General features: G+C 62.1%; 13 protein-coding genes and 4 pseudogenes. 8 read left to right on the forward strand and 9 right to left on the reverse strand.

Annotated elements, in window-relative coordinates; translation table 11 throughout:
* Positions 1-354 precede the first annotated feature (354 nt).
* Together EOA24_RS08690 and EOA24_RS08695 are read left to right on the forward strand one after the other, a co-directional pair.
* Entirely contained in the window at positions 355-576 is a 222-nt protein-coding gene (locus tag EOA24_RS08690) for a hypothetical protein (protein ID WP_126078785.1), read from the forward strand.
* A 126-nt stretch (positions 577-702) separates the two neighbouring features.
* On the forward strand, positions 703-867 hold the full coding sequence (locus EOA24_RS08695; RefSeq protein ID WP_245467189.1) for a hypothetical protein: 165 nt from the start codon (positions 703-705) through the stop codon (positions 865-867).
* Positions 868-1,527: 660 nt separating this feature from the next.
* Here EOA24_RS08695 and EOA24_RS08700 read toward each other — a convergent pair.
* Positions 1,528-2,433, reverse strand: a complete 906-nt coding sequence (locus EOA24_RS08700; RefSeq protein WP_126078786.1) for a LysR family transcriptional regulator — start codon at positions 2,431-2,433, stop codon at positions 1,528-1,530.
* Between the two features lie 178 nt (positions 2,434-2,611).
* Between EOA24_RS08700 and EOA24_RS08705 the strand changes: the two are divergent.
* The 3 genes and pseudogenes from EOA24_RS08705 to EOA24_RS08715 all read left to right on the forward strand — a co-directional run bounded on the left by EOA24_RS08705 (position 2,612) and on the right by EOA24_RS08715 (position 5,351).
* A pseudogene (locus EOA24_RS08705) lies at positions 2,612-3,599 on the forward strand (MBL fold metallo-hydrolase).
* Positions 3,600-3,629: 30 nt separating this feature from the next.
* Positions 3,630-4,718, forward strand: coding sequence for an aldo/keto reductase (locus EOA24_RS08710; protein WP_127256783.1), 1,089 nt, complete (start codon positions 3,630-3,632; stop codon positions 4,716-4,718).
* Positions 4,719-4,767: 49 nt separating this feature from the next.
* Positions 4,768-5,351 (forward strand): annotated as a pseudogene (locus EOA24_RS08715) (intradiol ring-cleavage dioxygenase).
* Positions 5,352-5,434: 83 nt separating this feature from the next.
* Here EOA24_RS08715 and EOA24_RS08720 read toward each other — a convergent pair.
* Entirely contained in the window at positions 5,435-6,175 is a 741-nt protein-coding gene (locus EOA24_RS08720; RefSeq protein WP_127409748.1) for an SDR family oxidoreductase, read from the reverse strand.
* A gap of 116 nt (positions 6,176-6,291) precedes the next feature.
* On the opposite strand from EOA24_RS08720, the gene EOA24_RS08725 reads away from it, so the two are divergent.
* A complete protein-coding gene (locus tag EOA24_RS08725) occupies positions 6,292-6,936 on the forward strand; it encodes a TetR/AcrR family transcriptional regulator (protein ID WP_126078789.1) in 645 nt (214 codons plus the stop codon).
* A gap of 27 nt (positions 6,937-6,963) precedes the next feature.
* Here the strand turns inward: EOA24_RS08725 and EOA24_RS08730 are convergent.
* The 6 genes and pseudogenes from EOA24_RS08730 to EOA24_RS08750 form a co-directional block, all read right to left on the reverse strand.
* Positions 6,964-7,589, reverse strand: a pseudogene (locus tag EOA24_RS08730) (phospholipid methyltransferase).
* Positions 7,583-8,224, reverse strand: a complete 642-nt coding sequence (locus EOA24_RS08735; RefSeq protein ID WP_126078790.1) for a VTT domain-containing protein — start codon at positions 8,222-8,224, stop codon at positions 7,583-7,585. The pseudogene EOA24_RS08730 and the gene EOA24_RS08735 overlap by 7 nt, the downstream one beginning before the upstream one ends.
* Before the next feature lie 3 nt (positions 8,225-8,227).
* The gene (locus EOA24_RS08740) at positions 8,228-8,995 is read right to left on the reverse strand and encodes an SDR family oxidoreductase (protein WP_348526525.1); all 768 of its coding nucleotides are present in this window, start codon (positions 8,993-8,995) and stop codon (positions 8,228-8,230) included.
* Between the two features lie 23 nt (positions 8,996-9,018).
* Complete coding sequence (locus tag EOA24_RS44055; protein ID WP_348526526.1) at positions 9,019-9,192, reverse strand: hypothetical protein; 174 nt, start codon at positions 9,190-9,192, stop codon at positions 9,019-9,021.
* 20 nt (positions 9,193-9,212) lie between these two features.
* Complete coding sequence (locus tag EOA24_RS08745; protein WP_126078791.1) at positions 9,213-9,581, reverse strand: DUF1330 domain-containing protein; 369 nt, start codon at positions 9,579-9,581, stop codon at positions 9,213-9,215.
* 490 nt (positions 9,582-10,071) lie between these two features.
* Entirely contained in the window at positions 10,072-10,995 is a 924-nt protein-coding gene (locus tag EOA24_RS08750; protein WP_126083506.1) for an AraC family transcriptional regulator, read from the reverse strand.
* A gap of 163 nt (positions 10,996-11,158) precedes the next feature.
* Between EOA24_RS08750 and EOA24_RS08755 the strand changes: the two genes are divergently transcribed.
* Together EOA24_RS08755 and EOA24_RS08760 are read left to right on the forward strand one after the other, a co-directional pair.
* Positions 11,159-12,475, forward strand: coding sequence for an MFS transporter (locus tag EOA24_RS08755; RefSeq protein WP_126078792.1), 1,317 nt, complete (start codon positions 11,159-11,161; stop codon positions 12,473-12,475).
* A gap of 106 nt (positions 12,476-12,581) precedes the next feature.
* A pseudogene (locus tag EOA24_RS08760) lies at positions 12,582-13,410 on the forward strand (SDR family oxidoreductase).
* A 261-nt stretch (positions 13,411-13,671) separates the two neighbouring features.
* On the opposite strand, the gene EOA24_RS08765 reads toward EOA24_RS08760, so the two are convergent.
* Complete coding sequence (locus EOA24_RS08765) at positions 13,672-15,381, reverse strand: SEL1-like repeat protein (protein WP_126078793.1); 1,710 nt, start codon at positions 15,379-15,381, stop codon at positions 13,672-13,674.
* Between the last annotated feature and the right edge of the window lie 179 nt (positions 15,382-15,560).

A 15,560-nucleotide genomic window follows, 5' to 3' on the forward strand; every position in this document is an offset into this window, starting at 1 on the left:
GTGTTGCATAGCCGCCGCAATCACCTCGAAGACGCTGCCGCCTTCCTCGTAGATCTCGCGGACCTCGATCCCTTCTACATCGGCCGCTTCCATTGCTCGGTCGGTCAAATCGCTTATCGCGGCAGGGTCATCCGTCCCCGCCTTGGGCAGATGCTCTGCCATCCAACGCTCGAGAAAATTGGCGCCGCGTGTGCTCATTATCCCATAAGCAAGAGGCGGTATATTAGGTTCCGCTCATATTTTTGGACTTGAACCTTCTCCTGCGGGCCGCGTTGCCTTACGCCAATTTGGTGCATCCGGAAGCATCTTCAATTTGCGGTCGTTACCTTCCGAGGTAACCAGCGAGGGACCCACGTGTCCAAAAAGTTTTTCGTCGAAGAGATGGACGGCGATTTGCCGATGGCGGGCCGCGAGATTACTGCGGAGACGCCTGAAGAGGCGGTCGCCCGCGTGATCAGCGACGCTGTGGTAACAGAAGATTGGGAAGCCAGCGCCGACGAGAAATGGGTTAGAGTGACGGACAGCGAGCGCGGTATAATCTATCGATTTCAAATCCCGGTTAAGACGACTGATTAGCTGGCCTTGTCGTCCGCGCCATTTTCCAGCCCTATTGTAGTCGCGTTGTACGTGGCTGGCTCACCCACGGTCGCAACTGGTCTTTGCTTACGGGAACATTTTAGCTAAAGCGAATGTTTGTTCGTCATGGAGACGATCGACATCACCGAGTGCCGCGCTGCGCTGCGCCTGATCCGCGCGACGATCGAGGAGCATTGCCCGCCCGGCGTGCTGATGAGCGAAGAGCAGGTGAATGGGCACTATGGCCCGACGCTACTGGATGAGGCTGAGGCACTCTCGGTGGCGATGTAGCCACGGTGGAGCGACTGTCTTTCGATGGCACGCCGAGCATCAAGGCCTGAAATAAACAAGCCCGCCGACCGCGGCCGACGGGCTTCATTGATGTTGAGCCGGTTACAACGGCTCAACCGGCCCCGAGATGATGATCACCTGGGCGGAAATCGTTCCAAGGCGCTCTCTCTTGCGAAGCACTGGCTTTTTCGGAAGCCATGTCCGTCCTGTTCAATGAGACGAATGAGTTTGTGACAGGCGGCGCGAATGGCCCCACCTGCGGGTCATCAAGCATAACTCTATTCATCTGTAGAGATTGTATTTTCTATTTCGTGGCTAGAGGGTGGAATTTCCTTATCGAACGACACCTGGTTTCATGCGGGGCAGCCCGCAGTCGCGCATCAGAGTTGAACGTCGTCGCGCCAAGGTCTGCTTCCGCGCGAGAGTGATGCCAGCCTGTACATCTGAGATGAAGGCGCAAAGCTGCCATTGAGACGCATGCCTGTTTGCGCAGGAAGCTGAACTACCAATACCCTGCTGGACCTCCCAGCCCTCTTGTGGTGGAGATCTCTTCGGCCACGGCATCGAGGTACCTTAAAGGGCCGAAGTCGTCTAAAGCATCGAAGCTCTGCATGGCGGGTTTGTGCAACCGACTTGAACGACTGGTCCGACGGGACGCCGTCACGTGCGGGCCTGCCAGTCGTAGCTCCTAACGTAATCGAGAAATGCCCGCATGGTAGCGCTCGGGAGGCGGCGGCTCGGATAGTACAGAAACCAGTGTGGCAATATCAGGCTCCAATCGGAGAGGAGCTCAATGAGTTCGCCATTCAGGATATGGGGTTTGGCATAATCATCGAAAATATGGGCTATTCCTCTGCCGGCCAGCGCCGCCTGCAGTTCGTTGTGCGCCGAACTGACCATCAGGCGGCCCGTGGGAGCGACCTCTATCTCTTCGTCTCCGTCGGCAAACCGCCAGGTAACCAAAGTGCCCCCAGGAAATCTGCGCTTGATGCAATCATGACCGACGAGATCCTTTGGTACCTGGGGTTGGCCGTGCTTTTCGATGTAGTCCGGTGAAGCGACGATCGCATAGCGAAGCGCGGGGCCAAGCGGGAGCGCGATCATATCCTGCGCCAATTGTTTGCCGAATCTGACGCCGGCATCGAAGCCCTGTTCCACTATGTCGACGACCGCCGCATCGCTGACGATTTCAATCCTCACCTCGCGATAGGCGTCCATGAAGTCGAAGGCCAACGGGCAAAGAAAATGATCGACGGCCGGCGCCGGAGCGTTGATCCGAAGCGTTCCGGACGGAGTGTCTCTCAACTCGTCGACTTCCGCGATCGCCAGCCTGATGTCACTCAATGCTGGCGCTAGCCGTTCAAGGAGGCGTTTCCCGGCTTCGGTCGGAGACACGCTTCTCGTCGTGCGATTGAGGAGCCGGATGCCGAGGGTCTCTTCGAGCGCATTCATCGTTTGGCTCAGGGCCGACGAAGACACGCCACGCTCGAGCGCCGCCGCCCGGAAGCCACCGCAGCGGACGATAGAGACGAAGACATCAAAACTGTCCAGGCGAAGAGAGTTCATTGGTAAGAATTTCTAACCAAGCTAATCATGGATGCGCAACTTATCGAATTAATTGTGCCATGTCATGGTGGGCAAAAGGTTCAGCTATCGCGCCTCCCCAGTTCCTTCCGCCGGTCATTTCCGGACTCGTATTTGTCAAAGGCGCGGGAGGGTGCCCCACGAAGAAGGGAAACCGATGATGAATGCCTTCACTCTCAATAGACGCGCTATCATGCTGTCCGCTGTCGCAGGCGCATCAAGCATGCTCATCCCAAGCCTGAGCGCCGGCAACGCTAATGCCCAGGCCGCGTCGTCGTTGGCTGGCAACGCGGGTCACTACCACTTCCGCGTCGGCGAGATTAGCGCTACTGTTTTGAGCGATGGCGTCATCGGCGGCCCTCGTGTCTATGCCAGCGACGCGCCCGAAGCGGAGCTTGAGGAGGTGCTGCGGCGAGCATTCCTTCCGACCGACCACCTGACGCTCAACCTGAATACGCTTCTGATCGAAACCGATGGCCGCCGGATACTGATCGAGGCCGGCGCCGGCTCGACGATGGGGCCGCATGGCGGCCGGATCTTCGACAACCTCGCGGCGATCGGCCTGAGCGCGGCGGACATCGATACGATCGTCATCTCGCACACCCATCCGGACCATGTCGGCAATCTCAGAACCGCGGATGGCGGCAAGGCCTTCCCCCGCGCCACGGTCTTCGTGCCAAAGGCGGACTGGGATTTCTTCGTCCGCACCGATCCGGATCTCTCCTACATGCCGGTGCCCGAGGAGTTCCGCATCCGCTTCGCCGCCAACATCGAGAATAGCCTCGAACCCGTCATGAACGATGTGGAGCTTTACGAAGCCGGCGCCGAGATCGTGCCGGGCCTCACGACGCTGGCCGCCGCCGGCCACACGCCGGGCATGGCGACCTTCCTGGTCCACTCCGGAAACGACCAGTTGCTTCTGACCGCCGACCTTGCCTACCACCCGGTCGTCAACGTGGACAATCCCTGGCTTCCGGGTCCCGACCGTGACAAGCAGACCGCGCTTTCCTCCCGCCGGCGCATCTTCGACAGGGCGGCAACCGACCGCATCCCCGGTGCTTGGCTTCCACTTTCCGTTCCCTGGCCTCGGCCGGATGCTGAAGACCGACGGCGGCTACGCCTGGATACCCGCCAACTGGCAGTTTTGAATTCAACGATAATCGAACAGGAAGCCGCTCATGGCCCCCTCAAGAATAAATCGCCGCGGGTTCCTCGGCACATTGGGTGCAACTGCAACCGGGTTGGCGTTCGCCGCCCAGACCACCGTTGCGGCGCAGGCCCAGGATACAAGCTCGGCGGCATCGGCCTCCGGCTCCAATCCCGAGGTGCTGACCCGCACCCTGCCCCGCACCGGTGAACGGGTGACCACGCTGGGCCTCGGTACCTTCCTCACCTTCGACCTGAAGCCCGGCGATAGCCGCGAGGACCTTCGGCAGGTGTTTGAAAGGTATGCAGCTGCAGGCGGTCGTGTGATCGACACCTCGCCGCTCTATGGCTCGGCCGAGGTCAGCGTCGGCCAGTTCATGGGCGAGTTCGAAGGCTCGGACGAGATATTTCTCGCCAACAAAGTCTGGGCCACGGGTGAATATCTCGGCGACGAAAGCCATGCGTTAGAAAGCTTCCGGCAGTCCCGGATGCGCACTTGGCGCGATACGATCAATCTTATGCAGTGCCACAGCATCACCAACGCGCCGGTTGTCATCCCGCTGATGAAATCCTGGAAGCAGGACGGCCTGATCCGCCACGTCGGAGTGACCCATCACGAGTCGGCTGCGCAGGAGCAACTGCTGGCGATCGTCGAACGCGGTGACGTCGATTTCATCCAGACCAACTACTCGATCTTCAATCGTGACGCCGAGCGCCGCCTGCTTCCGGTGGCCGCCGAAAAAGGCGTCGGCGTGCTGATCAATCTGCCGCTTGAAAAGGCACGCCTGATGAAGGTCGTCGAAGGACAGCCGCTTCCCGGTTTCGCCCAGGAATTCGGCGCGACGAGTTGGGCCCAGTTCTTCCTAAAATGGGTCATGGCGCATCCCGCGGTCTCCAGCGTGCTGTGCGGCACGTCGAATCCCGACCATATGAGCGACAATGTCCAGGCGATGACCGGCCCGCTTCCCGACACGCGTATGCGCGCCCGTATGGTCGCGCATATGGAGACGATCCCCGGCTTTGGCTCCATCGGCTCGATGCCCTGGTATCCAGGCAAGGAGAACATGTACTCCGGCCTCATCACGGAGGCGCAGGCCAACGCCGTGCAGCGGCTGCAATAACCGCCCCGGCCGGTTCATCAGCAACCTCATCGAATCCCGGAGACCGACCTTGCCCTCCACCCGACGCTCTCTTCTGACGGCCTTTCTGACACTGTCTCTTATCGATGCCGCCAGGATGAGGGCGTTCGCGCAAGCCGCACCCGAATTGCCGCTGACACTCTCCTACGACGATGGGGACGACCTCACGATCGAAAGGGAGGCCGGCCCCTTCTTCCGGCCGAACTCGCCGCTCGAACGCGATCTTTATCCCGGCGCGCCCGGTGGCGAGCGGATCACCGTCGCGGGGTTCGTCTTCGACAATCGCTGCCGGCCCCTCGCCGGCAGCCTCGTCGAAATCTGGCATGCGGATGAAAACGGCGCCTATGACAGCATCGGCTTCCGGCTGCGCGGCCACCAGTTCACGGATGTGCAGGGGCGCTGGTGGTTCAACACCATCGTGCCCGCGCTTTATCCCGGCCGAACGCGTCACTTCCATTTCAAGGTCCAGCGTCCTGGCGGCCGCGTCCTCACAACCCAGCTCTACTTTCCCGGAGAGCCCCGAAATGTCGGAGATCAGTCTTTCACGAAACACTCGTCCTCGACATGAAGCAAACCCGCGACGGACGGTTCGGCCGTTTCGACTTCGTAGTTTGACCGCAAGCAAAGGGCCTCAGCTGCCGAACCTGCGCCACGTCACGCAGCGCCGCCGGCAACTGGCAGATGTCGGCAGGGTCAGCTCAGGCGTTGAAGCCGGCATCTACATTCAGGACCGCACCCGTAATCAGACTTGCAGCGGGACCGGCAAGGAACGCGACGGCGCTCGCGACTTCACGGGGCTCGCCAAAACGGCCCAGCGACGTCAGGCTCCGCTGATAATCAGCATTCTCGCCATTGGCCGGGTTCATCTCCGTATCGGTCGAACCCGGCAGAACCAAATTTACGGTAATGCCCTGAGGGCCGAGTTCGCGCGAGAGGCCTCGCGTGAACGACAGCAGTGCCGACTTCGACATGGCGTAAGCCGTCACCCCTGGGAATGGAACACGCTCGGCAAGCGAGGAGCCGATGGAGACGATGCGGCCTCCTGATGAGAGGTGCGGGATCGCTGCCTGGGCAAAGAGGACTGGCGCGCGAACATTAACGTCCAGCATGGCCTGCAGGTCGACCAGCGACAGGTCCGCCGTCATTCCAGCCGTTCCGACGCCCGCGCTGTTGACCAGAATATCGAGGCCTCCAAACGCATCGACAGTCTCGGTGACGGCACGGCTGATAGCTTCCGGGTCGGCACTATCGGCTTGAATGGCGAGCCCCCGCCGTCCTTTCTCCTCGATCGAACCGACCACGGTCGCGGCCCGATCGGCAGAGCGCTGATAGGTAACGGCGACATCAGCCCCATGCTCGGCAAGCGCAATCGCGATCGCAGCCCCTATTCCCCGTGAGCCACCGTTCACCAGAGCCCGTTTTCCAAGCAAATTCATCATCCGTTCCTTTTATGCAGCGATCGCTGCATAAATCGATAGGCTCGTTGCAAAGCGCCGTCAACTGATTTATGCAGTGATCGATGTATAATAAGACTCAAGCTCCTCTGAACAGCCCAATGCCGACACGCCCCACACGCGGCCGGCCGCGGGAATTCGATCGCCTGGCCGCGCTCGCAGCCGCGACAAGGCTGTTCTGGATCAAGGGATACGAGGCGACCTCGATCGCCGATCTGACGGATGCGATGGGGATCGGAACAAAGAGCCTCTATGCGGCCTTTGGCTCGAAGGACACGCTCTACACGGAAGCGCTCCGATACTATTACACGACCTATGAGGGTTTGGTCTGGACGCGGTTCCGGAAGGCCTCGACGGCACGAGAGGCGGCGCTGGCATTTCTTCAGGACTCCGCCGTGGCCATGACGGGTGGAGATTGCGATCTGCCCCATGGGTGCATGGCGACGCTCGCTACCGTGGGCAGCGAAGGGCATTCCGAACTTGGCGAACTCATGCGGGCGACACGCGCGGGTGGTTTCGATCTCCTCAAGGCTCGCTTCGACAAAGCCAAAGGCGACGGGGATCTCCAGGCCATGGCAGACACGACCAAGCTGGCGAGGTTCGTGCAGACTGTACAAAGCGGCATGGCGATCCGCGCCCGTGATGGAGCAGATCGCGCTGAGCTCGCAGCCGTCGCGGAAATCGCCCTGTCTGGCTGGGACCATATCACCACTACGATTGGTCATGGGATCCAGCGCAAGGCTTGATCCTCGTGGCAACTATGGGCTGCCGTGTCAGCGATTGTCCGCCGTCGTGGGACGTACCCGGATTTCGGGGACACGCGGAGTCTTACGACGCTGAATGCGGTAGACGGCGGCAGGAGGCAAGTTTGCGAAGGTGCCGCCCAGATAGCTGGCCTCGAGGCCCAGCGGTCGAGCAGCGGTCGCGATACCGGACAGCGCGGGCCATATGTGAACTGATAAAACGCACCGTTCGCGCGAAGATGCGCGAAGGCTCCTTGCAGGATGGAATAGACCGCTCGCGGTGGCATCGACAAAAGCGGCAGGCCGCTGATCACGGCCCCTGCCGGGCTGTCACCAAAAAGCTCGATGTCGCGCAAGCGCGCCGCATCCATGCACAAGATCTTTGCGCGCGGGAAATCGGCGCTCAGCTTCGCGGCAAACTCGGCTCCCAATTCGATGAGCGCGAGGTTTTCTTCGGCGATCCCACGCCCTAACAGAGCGCGCGTGAACACGCCCGTTCCGGGACCGAGCTCGAGCACCGGTCCGGTCGCCGGGGAAATCTCCGACACGATCAAGGCCGCGAGCGCCCGTCCGGATGGTGTCACGGCCGCAACCCTGAGCGGTTCTGATAGCCATGCCCGGAAGAACTGAAGGGTCTCTGATGACCTGTTCAGCATGCTCGATCCTCGGAGGAAGTCCGGCGCCAATTGCTTCGCCCGAACAGCCGCCAGACCAGCATGGACAACGTCTCCACGCCAAGAACCAGGAGCAGGAGCTTAAGCGCGAAGGCAGATGCGTTGACGTCGGGGATCGACCGTGCGGCCGTGTAGCCCGCGGCGAGGAACGTGCCATTCCATAGCGCGACACCCAGCAGAGTGCCGGCGGCAAAGCGCCACGTGTCCAGGCGAACAACGGCAGCGGCCAGCGGCGCTACGAAGCGGACTGTAGGCACGATCTGGGCAATCAGGGACAGGCCCCTTCCGCGCGCTCGAAAGGAGGTCAGCATACCGTCGATGCGCGTCGATGGCTGACCCAGGAGTCGCCCGGTTCCATACAGGAGCTTGGCGGACACACCCTGTCCGACTGTCCGGACGACCAGAAACAGTGCAATACTGGCGACTACACTAGCGCAGGTAGTCATGATGAAAGCGGCGGGCAGCGACCAACTTCCTCCGGCCGCGGCCATGCCGATTGCAACCAGCAAGCCATGTGAAGGCAGAGCCGGGATGAAGCGTTCAGCCAGTCCGGCAGCGAACAAACCGAGCATCCCGTAAAAAGCGATCCAGTCGACGAGGCTTGCGAGCGGGTCCATCCGTCAGGCCTCCTGGATCGGAATGGCATGAAGAGGCGTCGTCGCTGCAGCGCCGAAATCGACGTCTGCCAGATTTTCCGAGACATCCCAAAGCCGGCGGGTGACATGCGGTTCCAATGCGGCCGCCGGAATTGCCGCCTCGCTCGGATAGCCGCGTGTCTCCGAAAGCCTGTCGGGACCGTAGTACCTGCCGCCGCGAGCATCAGGTGAGGTCGCCGCGAACAATGTGGGCAGTGCTCCCAGTGCCGCGGGCTGAAACAGAAACCACAAAACCGATCGCAAAAGGCCCTGGGCACTGTATCGCCCCGGTGCGTTGTGAAGAAGATCGGTTCGCGAAATCCCGGGATGGGCAGCAATACTCGTCAGGCCCCAGCCGGCTTCGTCGCTGCGGCGCTGAAGTTCGAGCGCGAACATCAGGCAGGCGAGCTTGGACTGCGCGTAGACGGGCATTGGCTGATAAGCCTTTTCGGCCTGAAGATCATCGAAATTGATAGCTGCATTCCGGCGCGCGGCGATACTGGACAGCGTGATCACACGAGGATCCCGCCCACGCCTGAGCAAAGGCAAAAGATGCGCACTCAGCGCGAAGTGGCCGAGATAGTTGGTCCCGAACTGAAGCTCGAAGCCATCCGCCGTGGTCTGGCGTTGCGGCGGCGTCATGACGGCGGCATTGTTGATCAGGGTGTCGATCCGCTCCCGGCTCTCGCGCAAGCGGTGGCCGAATGCGGCGACCGAGGCCAAATCTGCGAGATCAACAGGCTCGAAGCTCACGCTTGCCTGTCGCACCGACTGTCTTATGCGGGCAACGGCCTCATTTCCCTTGCGAGGTTTCGCCCGGCGATAATGACGTCGCCGCCGGCGCGCGCAAGCGCAAGTGCATCCTGGAAGCCGAGGCCACCGGTGCCCGTGACGACGATAGTCCTGCCGTTCTGGGACGGCATGTCCTGGGTGGTCCAATTCTTTCGCATCCGGAATCCTTTCGTTGCCTCTAGAAGGAAACCGTCTGGAGAGGCTGCAACACGGCCTCCGCAAGCGCCGCCTCGCGCATCGGTGCCGCCTTGTCCCGGTGGTCGGCATCCCTCGCCAAATCGGCAAATGCCTGCCGATTGGGGTAGCGGACGAGAGCAACCCCGTCCCAGGCCTGTCCGGGCTCTGCCGAAAGAGCCGTGAGGCCATTGCCTACATAGACTATCTCCGCTCCGAAACGAGCGACGATAGGTGTGGCGACAGCGAGGTAGTCCGCGTATCGCTCCCTGCCGCCGTCCTCTCGGAACCGCAGGAGATTCAACATGACGATGGCTTGTCCGTCGTCCTCTTTCAGGAAGCTATCGAGTGCATCTTCAATGAGTGTAAGCATACCAAGCTCGGATCTGGGGTCATTGACAGGTTCGGCCTGACGCTGCCGTTCGGGCATCAGTGCCGAACCGGCAACGCGCAGGTGGCGACCGGAAATCCAAGCTAAAGAGAGTGCCCGATGATCAGAATATCCGAACCTTCAAGAAACTTGCCTGTTCCTGCAGATGGGGGATACCTTCGGAAGGTCAGGTGCAGCTTTGGCCGCACAGACGACTGGAGGCCCACATGACGTCGGTCCGTCTGGCCGCCGTCAATGCGTAGATCGAGGATTACCCGCAGTCCTGGTTTTCCAGCCCGTTGTGCGGACTGTCTATCAATCCCTGCGGGACAAGCTGATGTTAAGCCCGCGCTTGGCGTAGGACCCGCAGCTAGCTGGAGGACATCGCCCGACAGCTCCGAGATGCCGCGCAACTTGACAAGCGATCAGACCACCAAAAGAGCTGCTCCTGGCAGTTGCCGGGAGCAGTCCCTCTCAGCACAAAGTGAGACAGCTACGCCGTCTGCACCCTGCGACCGACATATTCGCTATACATGCGCTGCTGATTCATGACGTCACGCTTCGGAGCAACGCCAAACATCCGGGAATATTCGCGGCTGAACTGGGACGCGCTCTCGTAGCCGACCTGATAGGCGGCGTCGGCGACGCTTGCATCTTCCATCACCATCAGGCGTCGCGCCTCGAGAAGGCGCAACTGCTTCTGGAACTGCAGCGGCGTCATCGAAGTCATCGCCTTGAAGTGCTGATGGAACGACGAAAGGCTCATTCGCGCCACTTCCGCCAATTCCTCCATACGCAGCGTCCGGGCGATATCTTCGTGCATGAGGTGGAGGGTTTTCGCGATCCGCGCAGCGTTCGACTCAGGCTCAGCCAACTTGCAGAGTTCACCGCCGTTCGGGCCGGTCAGGAGCCAGTAGCAGATCTCGCGCATGACGGACGGAAAAAGGATCGGGACCGCCTTGGGCGTGTCACACATCCGCAGAAGGCGAAGAACACACTCGGCCAGAGGGTCATCGACCTGCCGCACGAACAGGCATGGACCGGAGTTGGCGGGGGGCGCCGGCGGCGCTTCGAGCTGCTCCAGCACGTCGCGGATCATCGCCACGTCCAGTTCAAGCGTTAAACCGGTATACGGTGCATCGGGACTTGCCTCGACGATGTGCCCAGTCGCCGGCAGCGTCATGCCGACCGCCAGACACTCCATCGCGCCATAGCGAAGCGTGTCCTCCCCGAGGATGATTTCCTTCGCCCCCTGGAGCACGATGCAGATCGACGGCTTGTAAACCTGCCGCATCCGCATTCTCTCCTTGAAGGAACGGACGATATTGAAGCTGTCGATCGGCGTCGGGAACACGCCCTGCCCACCGCCCTGGGCCTCGATATAGGCGGTGATTGCCCCGAACAGCGATGGCGGCACACGCACCTCCGGAGGGTTGCGAGGCCAGCGCAGCACATGGCCCTCAATTGACAACCTATCGTCGCCTGCAGGATTGGGCAAGTTTTTTGAGGCTTCCGGCATTCTGATCATCAGACACTCCATCTAGCTTGAGGATGCGAACCAAGCGAGGAGTGCGTGGAACATGACAGAAGCCGCTGCGCGGTCAATAGACATACAGCGAAATTTTCCGCTCCTATCAGAGAATCGCTCAAATCAATATGTGCGCGGTTGGCGCGTGGTCGCGATTTTCATGGCACTGCTTCTTATTAATGCTTTCTCACAGATCGACAGAATACTTCCCTTCATCCTTGCTGAATCTATAAAGTCGGACCTCGGGTTGAGCGACACCCAGATGGGCCTACTTACAGGTCTCGCCTTCGCAGTCTGCTATTCGCTGCTGTCGTTGCCTCTCGCCCGGGCTTCAGATCGCGGATCGCCTCGCTTCGTCTTGGTTTCGTGCATTCTGCTCTGGAGCGCGATGACGGCGCTTGGCGGGTTTGCCGCAAGCTTTCTGCTGCTGGCGCTCGCGCGTTTCGGCGTCGCGTTCGGAGAAGCCGGCGCTGTGCCTGCCGGCCATGCCTTGATCGCCAGAAAGATCCGGCCCGAGCGCCGGGGCCTGGCGATCGGTCTTTTCGCGATGGGCATCCCACTCGGCACCATGGTCGGCTTCGCCGCCGGCGGGGCGATCGGCGATACGCTAGGATGGCGCACGGCCATGATCGGCGCCGGAGCGATCGGCGGGCTGATCGCCCTGTTGGCATTGGTTATCGTGGGGCCGACCCCGAAGCTCGATCGCACGGTCGCAAATAGCGAACCTTTCGTAGAATCCAGTCTCCGATTGTTGGCGTCCCCGGCGTTTCGCTGGCTGTTCATCGGCGCCATTTTCCTCGGCTTCGCCGCGACACCCTTCTACGCCTTCTCCGCTCCGTTTCTCATCCGCACGCACGGGTTTAGCGCGAGCGAGGTGGGACTGGCCTTTGGCCTCTTGCAGGGCCTGATGGGTATTATCGGCACGCTCCTGGGCGGACGCTGGTTCGACCGCGCGGTGAGCTCAGGCACTGGAAGGGTGCTCGGACCGCCTGCCATTCTCCTCCTGATCGCCAGCGCAACCACAAGTGCAGCCTTGTTCGCGCCGGCCGGTTGGTTGTCGATCGCCCTGTTGGTGCCGGGAATGCTGTCCTTCTCGTTCATGCTGCCATGGGCCTTCGGCGCTGCCCATCTCGTGGCCGGCGAGGATAAGCAAGCGCAGGCGTCCAGCCTCGTGATGATCGGCTCCGGCCTTCTTGGGCCGGCGCTCGGGCCTCTCATCGTCGGCATGGTCAGCGACGCGGTGGCAACTGCGCAGGGGCCCAATGGCCTTGGCTTTGGGCTGCTGGTCGTCCCGATCGCTAGCGTCCTGACAGGCATCGCCTTGCTGGTCGCAAACCGGCGCATTGCCGCCTCGCTGGGAAGGCGGTGACTCTCATCTCCTCCCGACCGGCCGACAAGCCCTGGCCCGCGAATCGCCGGGCGTGGCCGCAAATATCGCAAAGCAAACCACTCGTATCGACAAAGGGACCGTCGAAATGTCCAATGCTGACAGCTCACGCCGCGCCTTCATGGCCCTCGCGGCCGCCGCTCCTGTGGCTCTCGCCCTGGCAAGCACGGCTTCGGCGCAGGCAGCCATGGGCAGCCCAGCCGCTCTCCCAGGCGCCGGCAGGGCGGCCGTCGTCACCGGCTCGTCGCCAGGCATCGGCGCTGCCACCGCCATGCGTCTGGCGCGCGATGGTTTTGCCGTCACCGTTAACTACCTCACGAACCGGGAACTCGCCGCCCGCGGGGGGGCGCGCCATCGCTCGCCAGGCCGACGTCGCCGATCCCGCAGCGGTCAAGGCTCTTTTCGACGCCAACGACCAAGCGTTCGGGGGCGTCGATGTGGTGGTCAACAACGCTGGTGTCATGAACGTCGGCCCCTTCGCCCAGATGACGGACGCGGCCTTCGACCGAATGATGGCCACCAATGTCAAAGGCAGCTTCAACGTGCTGCGCGAAGCGGCGCGACGTACGCGTGACGGCGGCCGGATCATCAGCCTGGCCTCAAGCATCATCAAGACGCCACCTCCAGGTACGGGCGCGTATGCCGCCACAAAAAGCGCCCAGGTGCTCTTTTCCAGCGTCCTTGCGAAGGAACTGGCCGGTCGCAACATCTCGGTCAACGCAGTGGCGCCCGGCGCCGTCGACACGCAACTCCTCCGTCAGCACGGCGAAGAAGCGCTTCGCGGAATTCCCGAACAAACCCCCCTCGGTCGCCTGGGCCTGCCGGAAGACATCGCCAGCGTCATCGCGCTTCTCTGCTCGCAGGACGGTGCCTGGATCGACGCTCAAACCGTATTCGCGAATGGCGGGTTGGGGTGACGGAAAACCGCCTGCTGATTGCAAACTGGCGCATCGCCGCGTCGCTAGGATGGACCGCGGGGCAGTGGTCGTCTGCTTTCCGGCGATGGCAAAGCCGGGCTCAACGGCTGAAATAGGCGCAAAGCTGCCGTTACGCTACTTTTGTTGCTTTGCGGCAAGAAGCTGCCCATCAGCCGCAAATGGGGGCGGCGTCCAGCCCTAAGCCGGAATGGTCAACTGCTGCCGATAGAGTTTGGGTGCTTCTAGCCAGGCATACCTCTGCTATGCCCCGGCAAGCTCATCAGAGGCTTCCTCGACACCGCGTGCAGCAGCCCGTTCGAGCCAAATGCGAGCAGCAGCCGGGTCTTGATCGCCGGCAATGCCCCTGGAGAGATAGCGGCCAAGCATGAGTTGGGCATGTCCGTGGCCCCTTTCGGCGGCGGCTGCAAACCACTTCTGCGCCGCTTTGTAGTCGAGCGACACGCCCTGCCCGGTCTCATACAATGCGCCGATCGCGAACATCGCCCCGGCATGGCCTGCGGCGGCGGCTTGCTTGAAGAGATGTGCCGCGGCTATCAAAGAGCGTTCTCCGCCGCGGCCGTTGTAGAGCATTTCGGCAAGAGCCACCTGCGCATCGACGATGCCTGCCCCGGCCGCCCGCTCAAACCAGAGGCGGGCCTCCCTCTGGTCGGCCGCCATGCCCCGACCATCCTGTAGCATTCGGGCATACATGTATTGCGCCTCGGCCACGCCCTCGGCCGCGCGGGCTATCCAATGCGCTGCGCGCTCTTGATCCTTGCGCACACCAAGCCCGTTGGCGAAGCAGAGACCGAGATTGAACGCAGCGACCAGGTCGCCCGATGACGCACTTGCCCCGAACCATCCAGCTACGCTGATTTCATCATCTGGTTCGCCCCCACCGTCAAGAACCAGGTTTGCGAGATCAACCTGGGATTCACGATTGCCGCTGGCGGCGGCGGCACGCAGCAAGCGTGCACCTTCCTCGGCGTCCTTAGCCACGCCATTGCCCGACAGATAGAGCGATGCCAAGGCCCGGGCGGCCGGTTGGTGGCCCGCATCCGCGGCCCGCCGGTACCACGTCGCGGCCTCGGCATAGTCCCGCTGGGGGTTGCCGGCATAGAGTTCGCCGACGCGATAAGCGGCATCGACATTTCCCGTCAGCGCGGCGCGGCGCATCCAGGCTTCCCCAGCGACGGCATCCTGATCCACCAGGCTACCCTCGATCAGGGCTAGCGCGAGCCGGAATTGAGCGGATGCGTGCCCATTCTCTGCGGCCTCTCGATAGAGTCTCTGAGCCGCTTCCAGATCGACGGGCACGCCCACTCCGTGCTCGCTGAGGATGGCAAGCAGATAGAGCGCAGTCGGCAGGCCGGCATCCGCGGCGCGCCGGACCTCGGCGGCAATCCTGGCTCGCTGCTCCGGTTGCCGCAGCCGGGCCAAGGAAAGGGCAAAGCCGAGGCATCCTTCAGGACAGCCGGCCGCCGCGGACTTCTCGTACCAGCCATGCGCTGCATCGAGATCGCGCATCGCCTTGGGCCCTTTGCTCAGGATGTAGCCAATTAGTGCCTGCCCTGTTGCAGAGCCCGCCTCAGAGGCCTTCCGCGCGAGTTCGAGCGCTGCCGTGAAGTCCGACTCTCGCGAGGAATCCCGTTCGAACAAGCCTTCGGAACCTGATTCCTTGCCTGCAAGCCCTGCTATGCACAGCGCGGCAAGCAGCGCCTGCGCATCGGGACTGCCGCGATTGGCCGCTCGCCGCAGCCAACGCGCCCCTTCCGAGTGGCTCGGCGGGACGCCGGTGCCCTCCAAGTAGCAACGGCCGACCCGATATTGTGCCTCCACAATGCCGGCGCCTGCCGCGATAGCCATCAGCGCAAATGCCTCCGCAAGCCTGCCGCTGTCGGAAAGCTGGATCGCCCGGCGAAGCGCCAGCGCGGGACGGAAGCGTCCAGTCAGGCGGTCGAGGATAGCCATCCTAGGGCTCCCGCATCGCTTCCTGTCCAATCGGCAGCATGGCGCCAAGCATGTATTTCAGCACGGTACGCCGGCCGACCTTGACATCGGCGGTGACAGGCATGCCGGGGCTGATCGCGAAACCAGCTGGCAGGCTGTGGAGGGCGACATCGTCGATCGAGATCTGCGTGCGATAGAAT

Origin of the sequence: Mesorhizobium sp. M2A.F.Ca.ET.039.01.1.1, assembly GCF_003998035.1 — a bacterium.
GTDB lineage: Bacteria > Pseudomonadota > Alphaproteobacteria > Rhizobiales > Rhizobiaceae > Mesorhizobium.

Coding starts and splice junctions, on each gene's coding strand:
- EOA24_RS08700 (WP_126078786.1), bottom strand. CDS start 2,433: ATGAACTCTCTTCGCCTGGACAGTTTTGATGTCTTCGTCTCTATCGTC.
- EOA24_RS08765 (WP_126078793.1), bottom strand. CDS start 15,381: ATGGCTATCCTCGACCGCCTGACTGGACGCTTCCGTCCCGCGCTGGCG.
- EOA24_RS44055 (WP_348526526.1), bottom strand. CDS start 9,192: ATGCGAAAGAATTGGACCACCCAGGACATGCCGTCCCAGAACGGCAGG.
- EOA24_RS08695 (WP_245467189.1), top strand. CDS start 703: ATGGAGACGATCGACATCACCGAGTGCCGCGCTGCGCTGCGCCTGATC.
- EOA24_RS08755 (WP_126078792.1), top strand. CDS start 11,159: ATGACAGAAGCCGCTGCGCGGTCAATAGACATACAGCGAAATTTTCCG.
- EOA24_RS08745 (WP_126078791.1), bottom strand. CDS start 9,581: ATGCTTACACTCATTGAAGATGCACTCGATAGCTTCCTGAAAGAGGAC.
- EOA24_RS08725 (WP_126078789.1), top strand. CDS start 6,292: ATGCCGACACGCCCCACACGCGGCCGGCCGCGGGAATTCGATCGCCTG.
- EOA24_RS08720 (WP_127409748.1), bottom strand. CDS start 6,175: ATGATGAATTTGCTTGGAAAACGGGCTCTGGTGAACGGTGGCTCACGG.
- EOA24_RS08735 (WP_126078790.1), bottom strand. CDS start 8,224: ATGGACCCGCTCGCAAGCCTCGTCGACTGGATCGCTTTTTACGGGATG.
- EOA24_RS08710 (WP_127256783.1), top strand. CDS start 3,630: ATGGCCCCCTCAAGAATAAATCGCCGCGGGTTCCTCGGCACATTGGGT.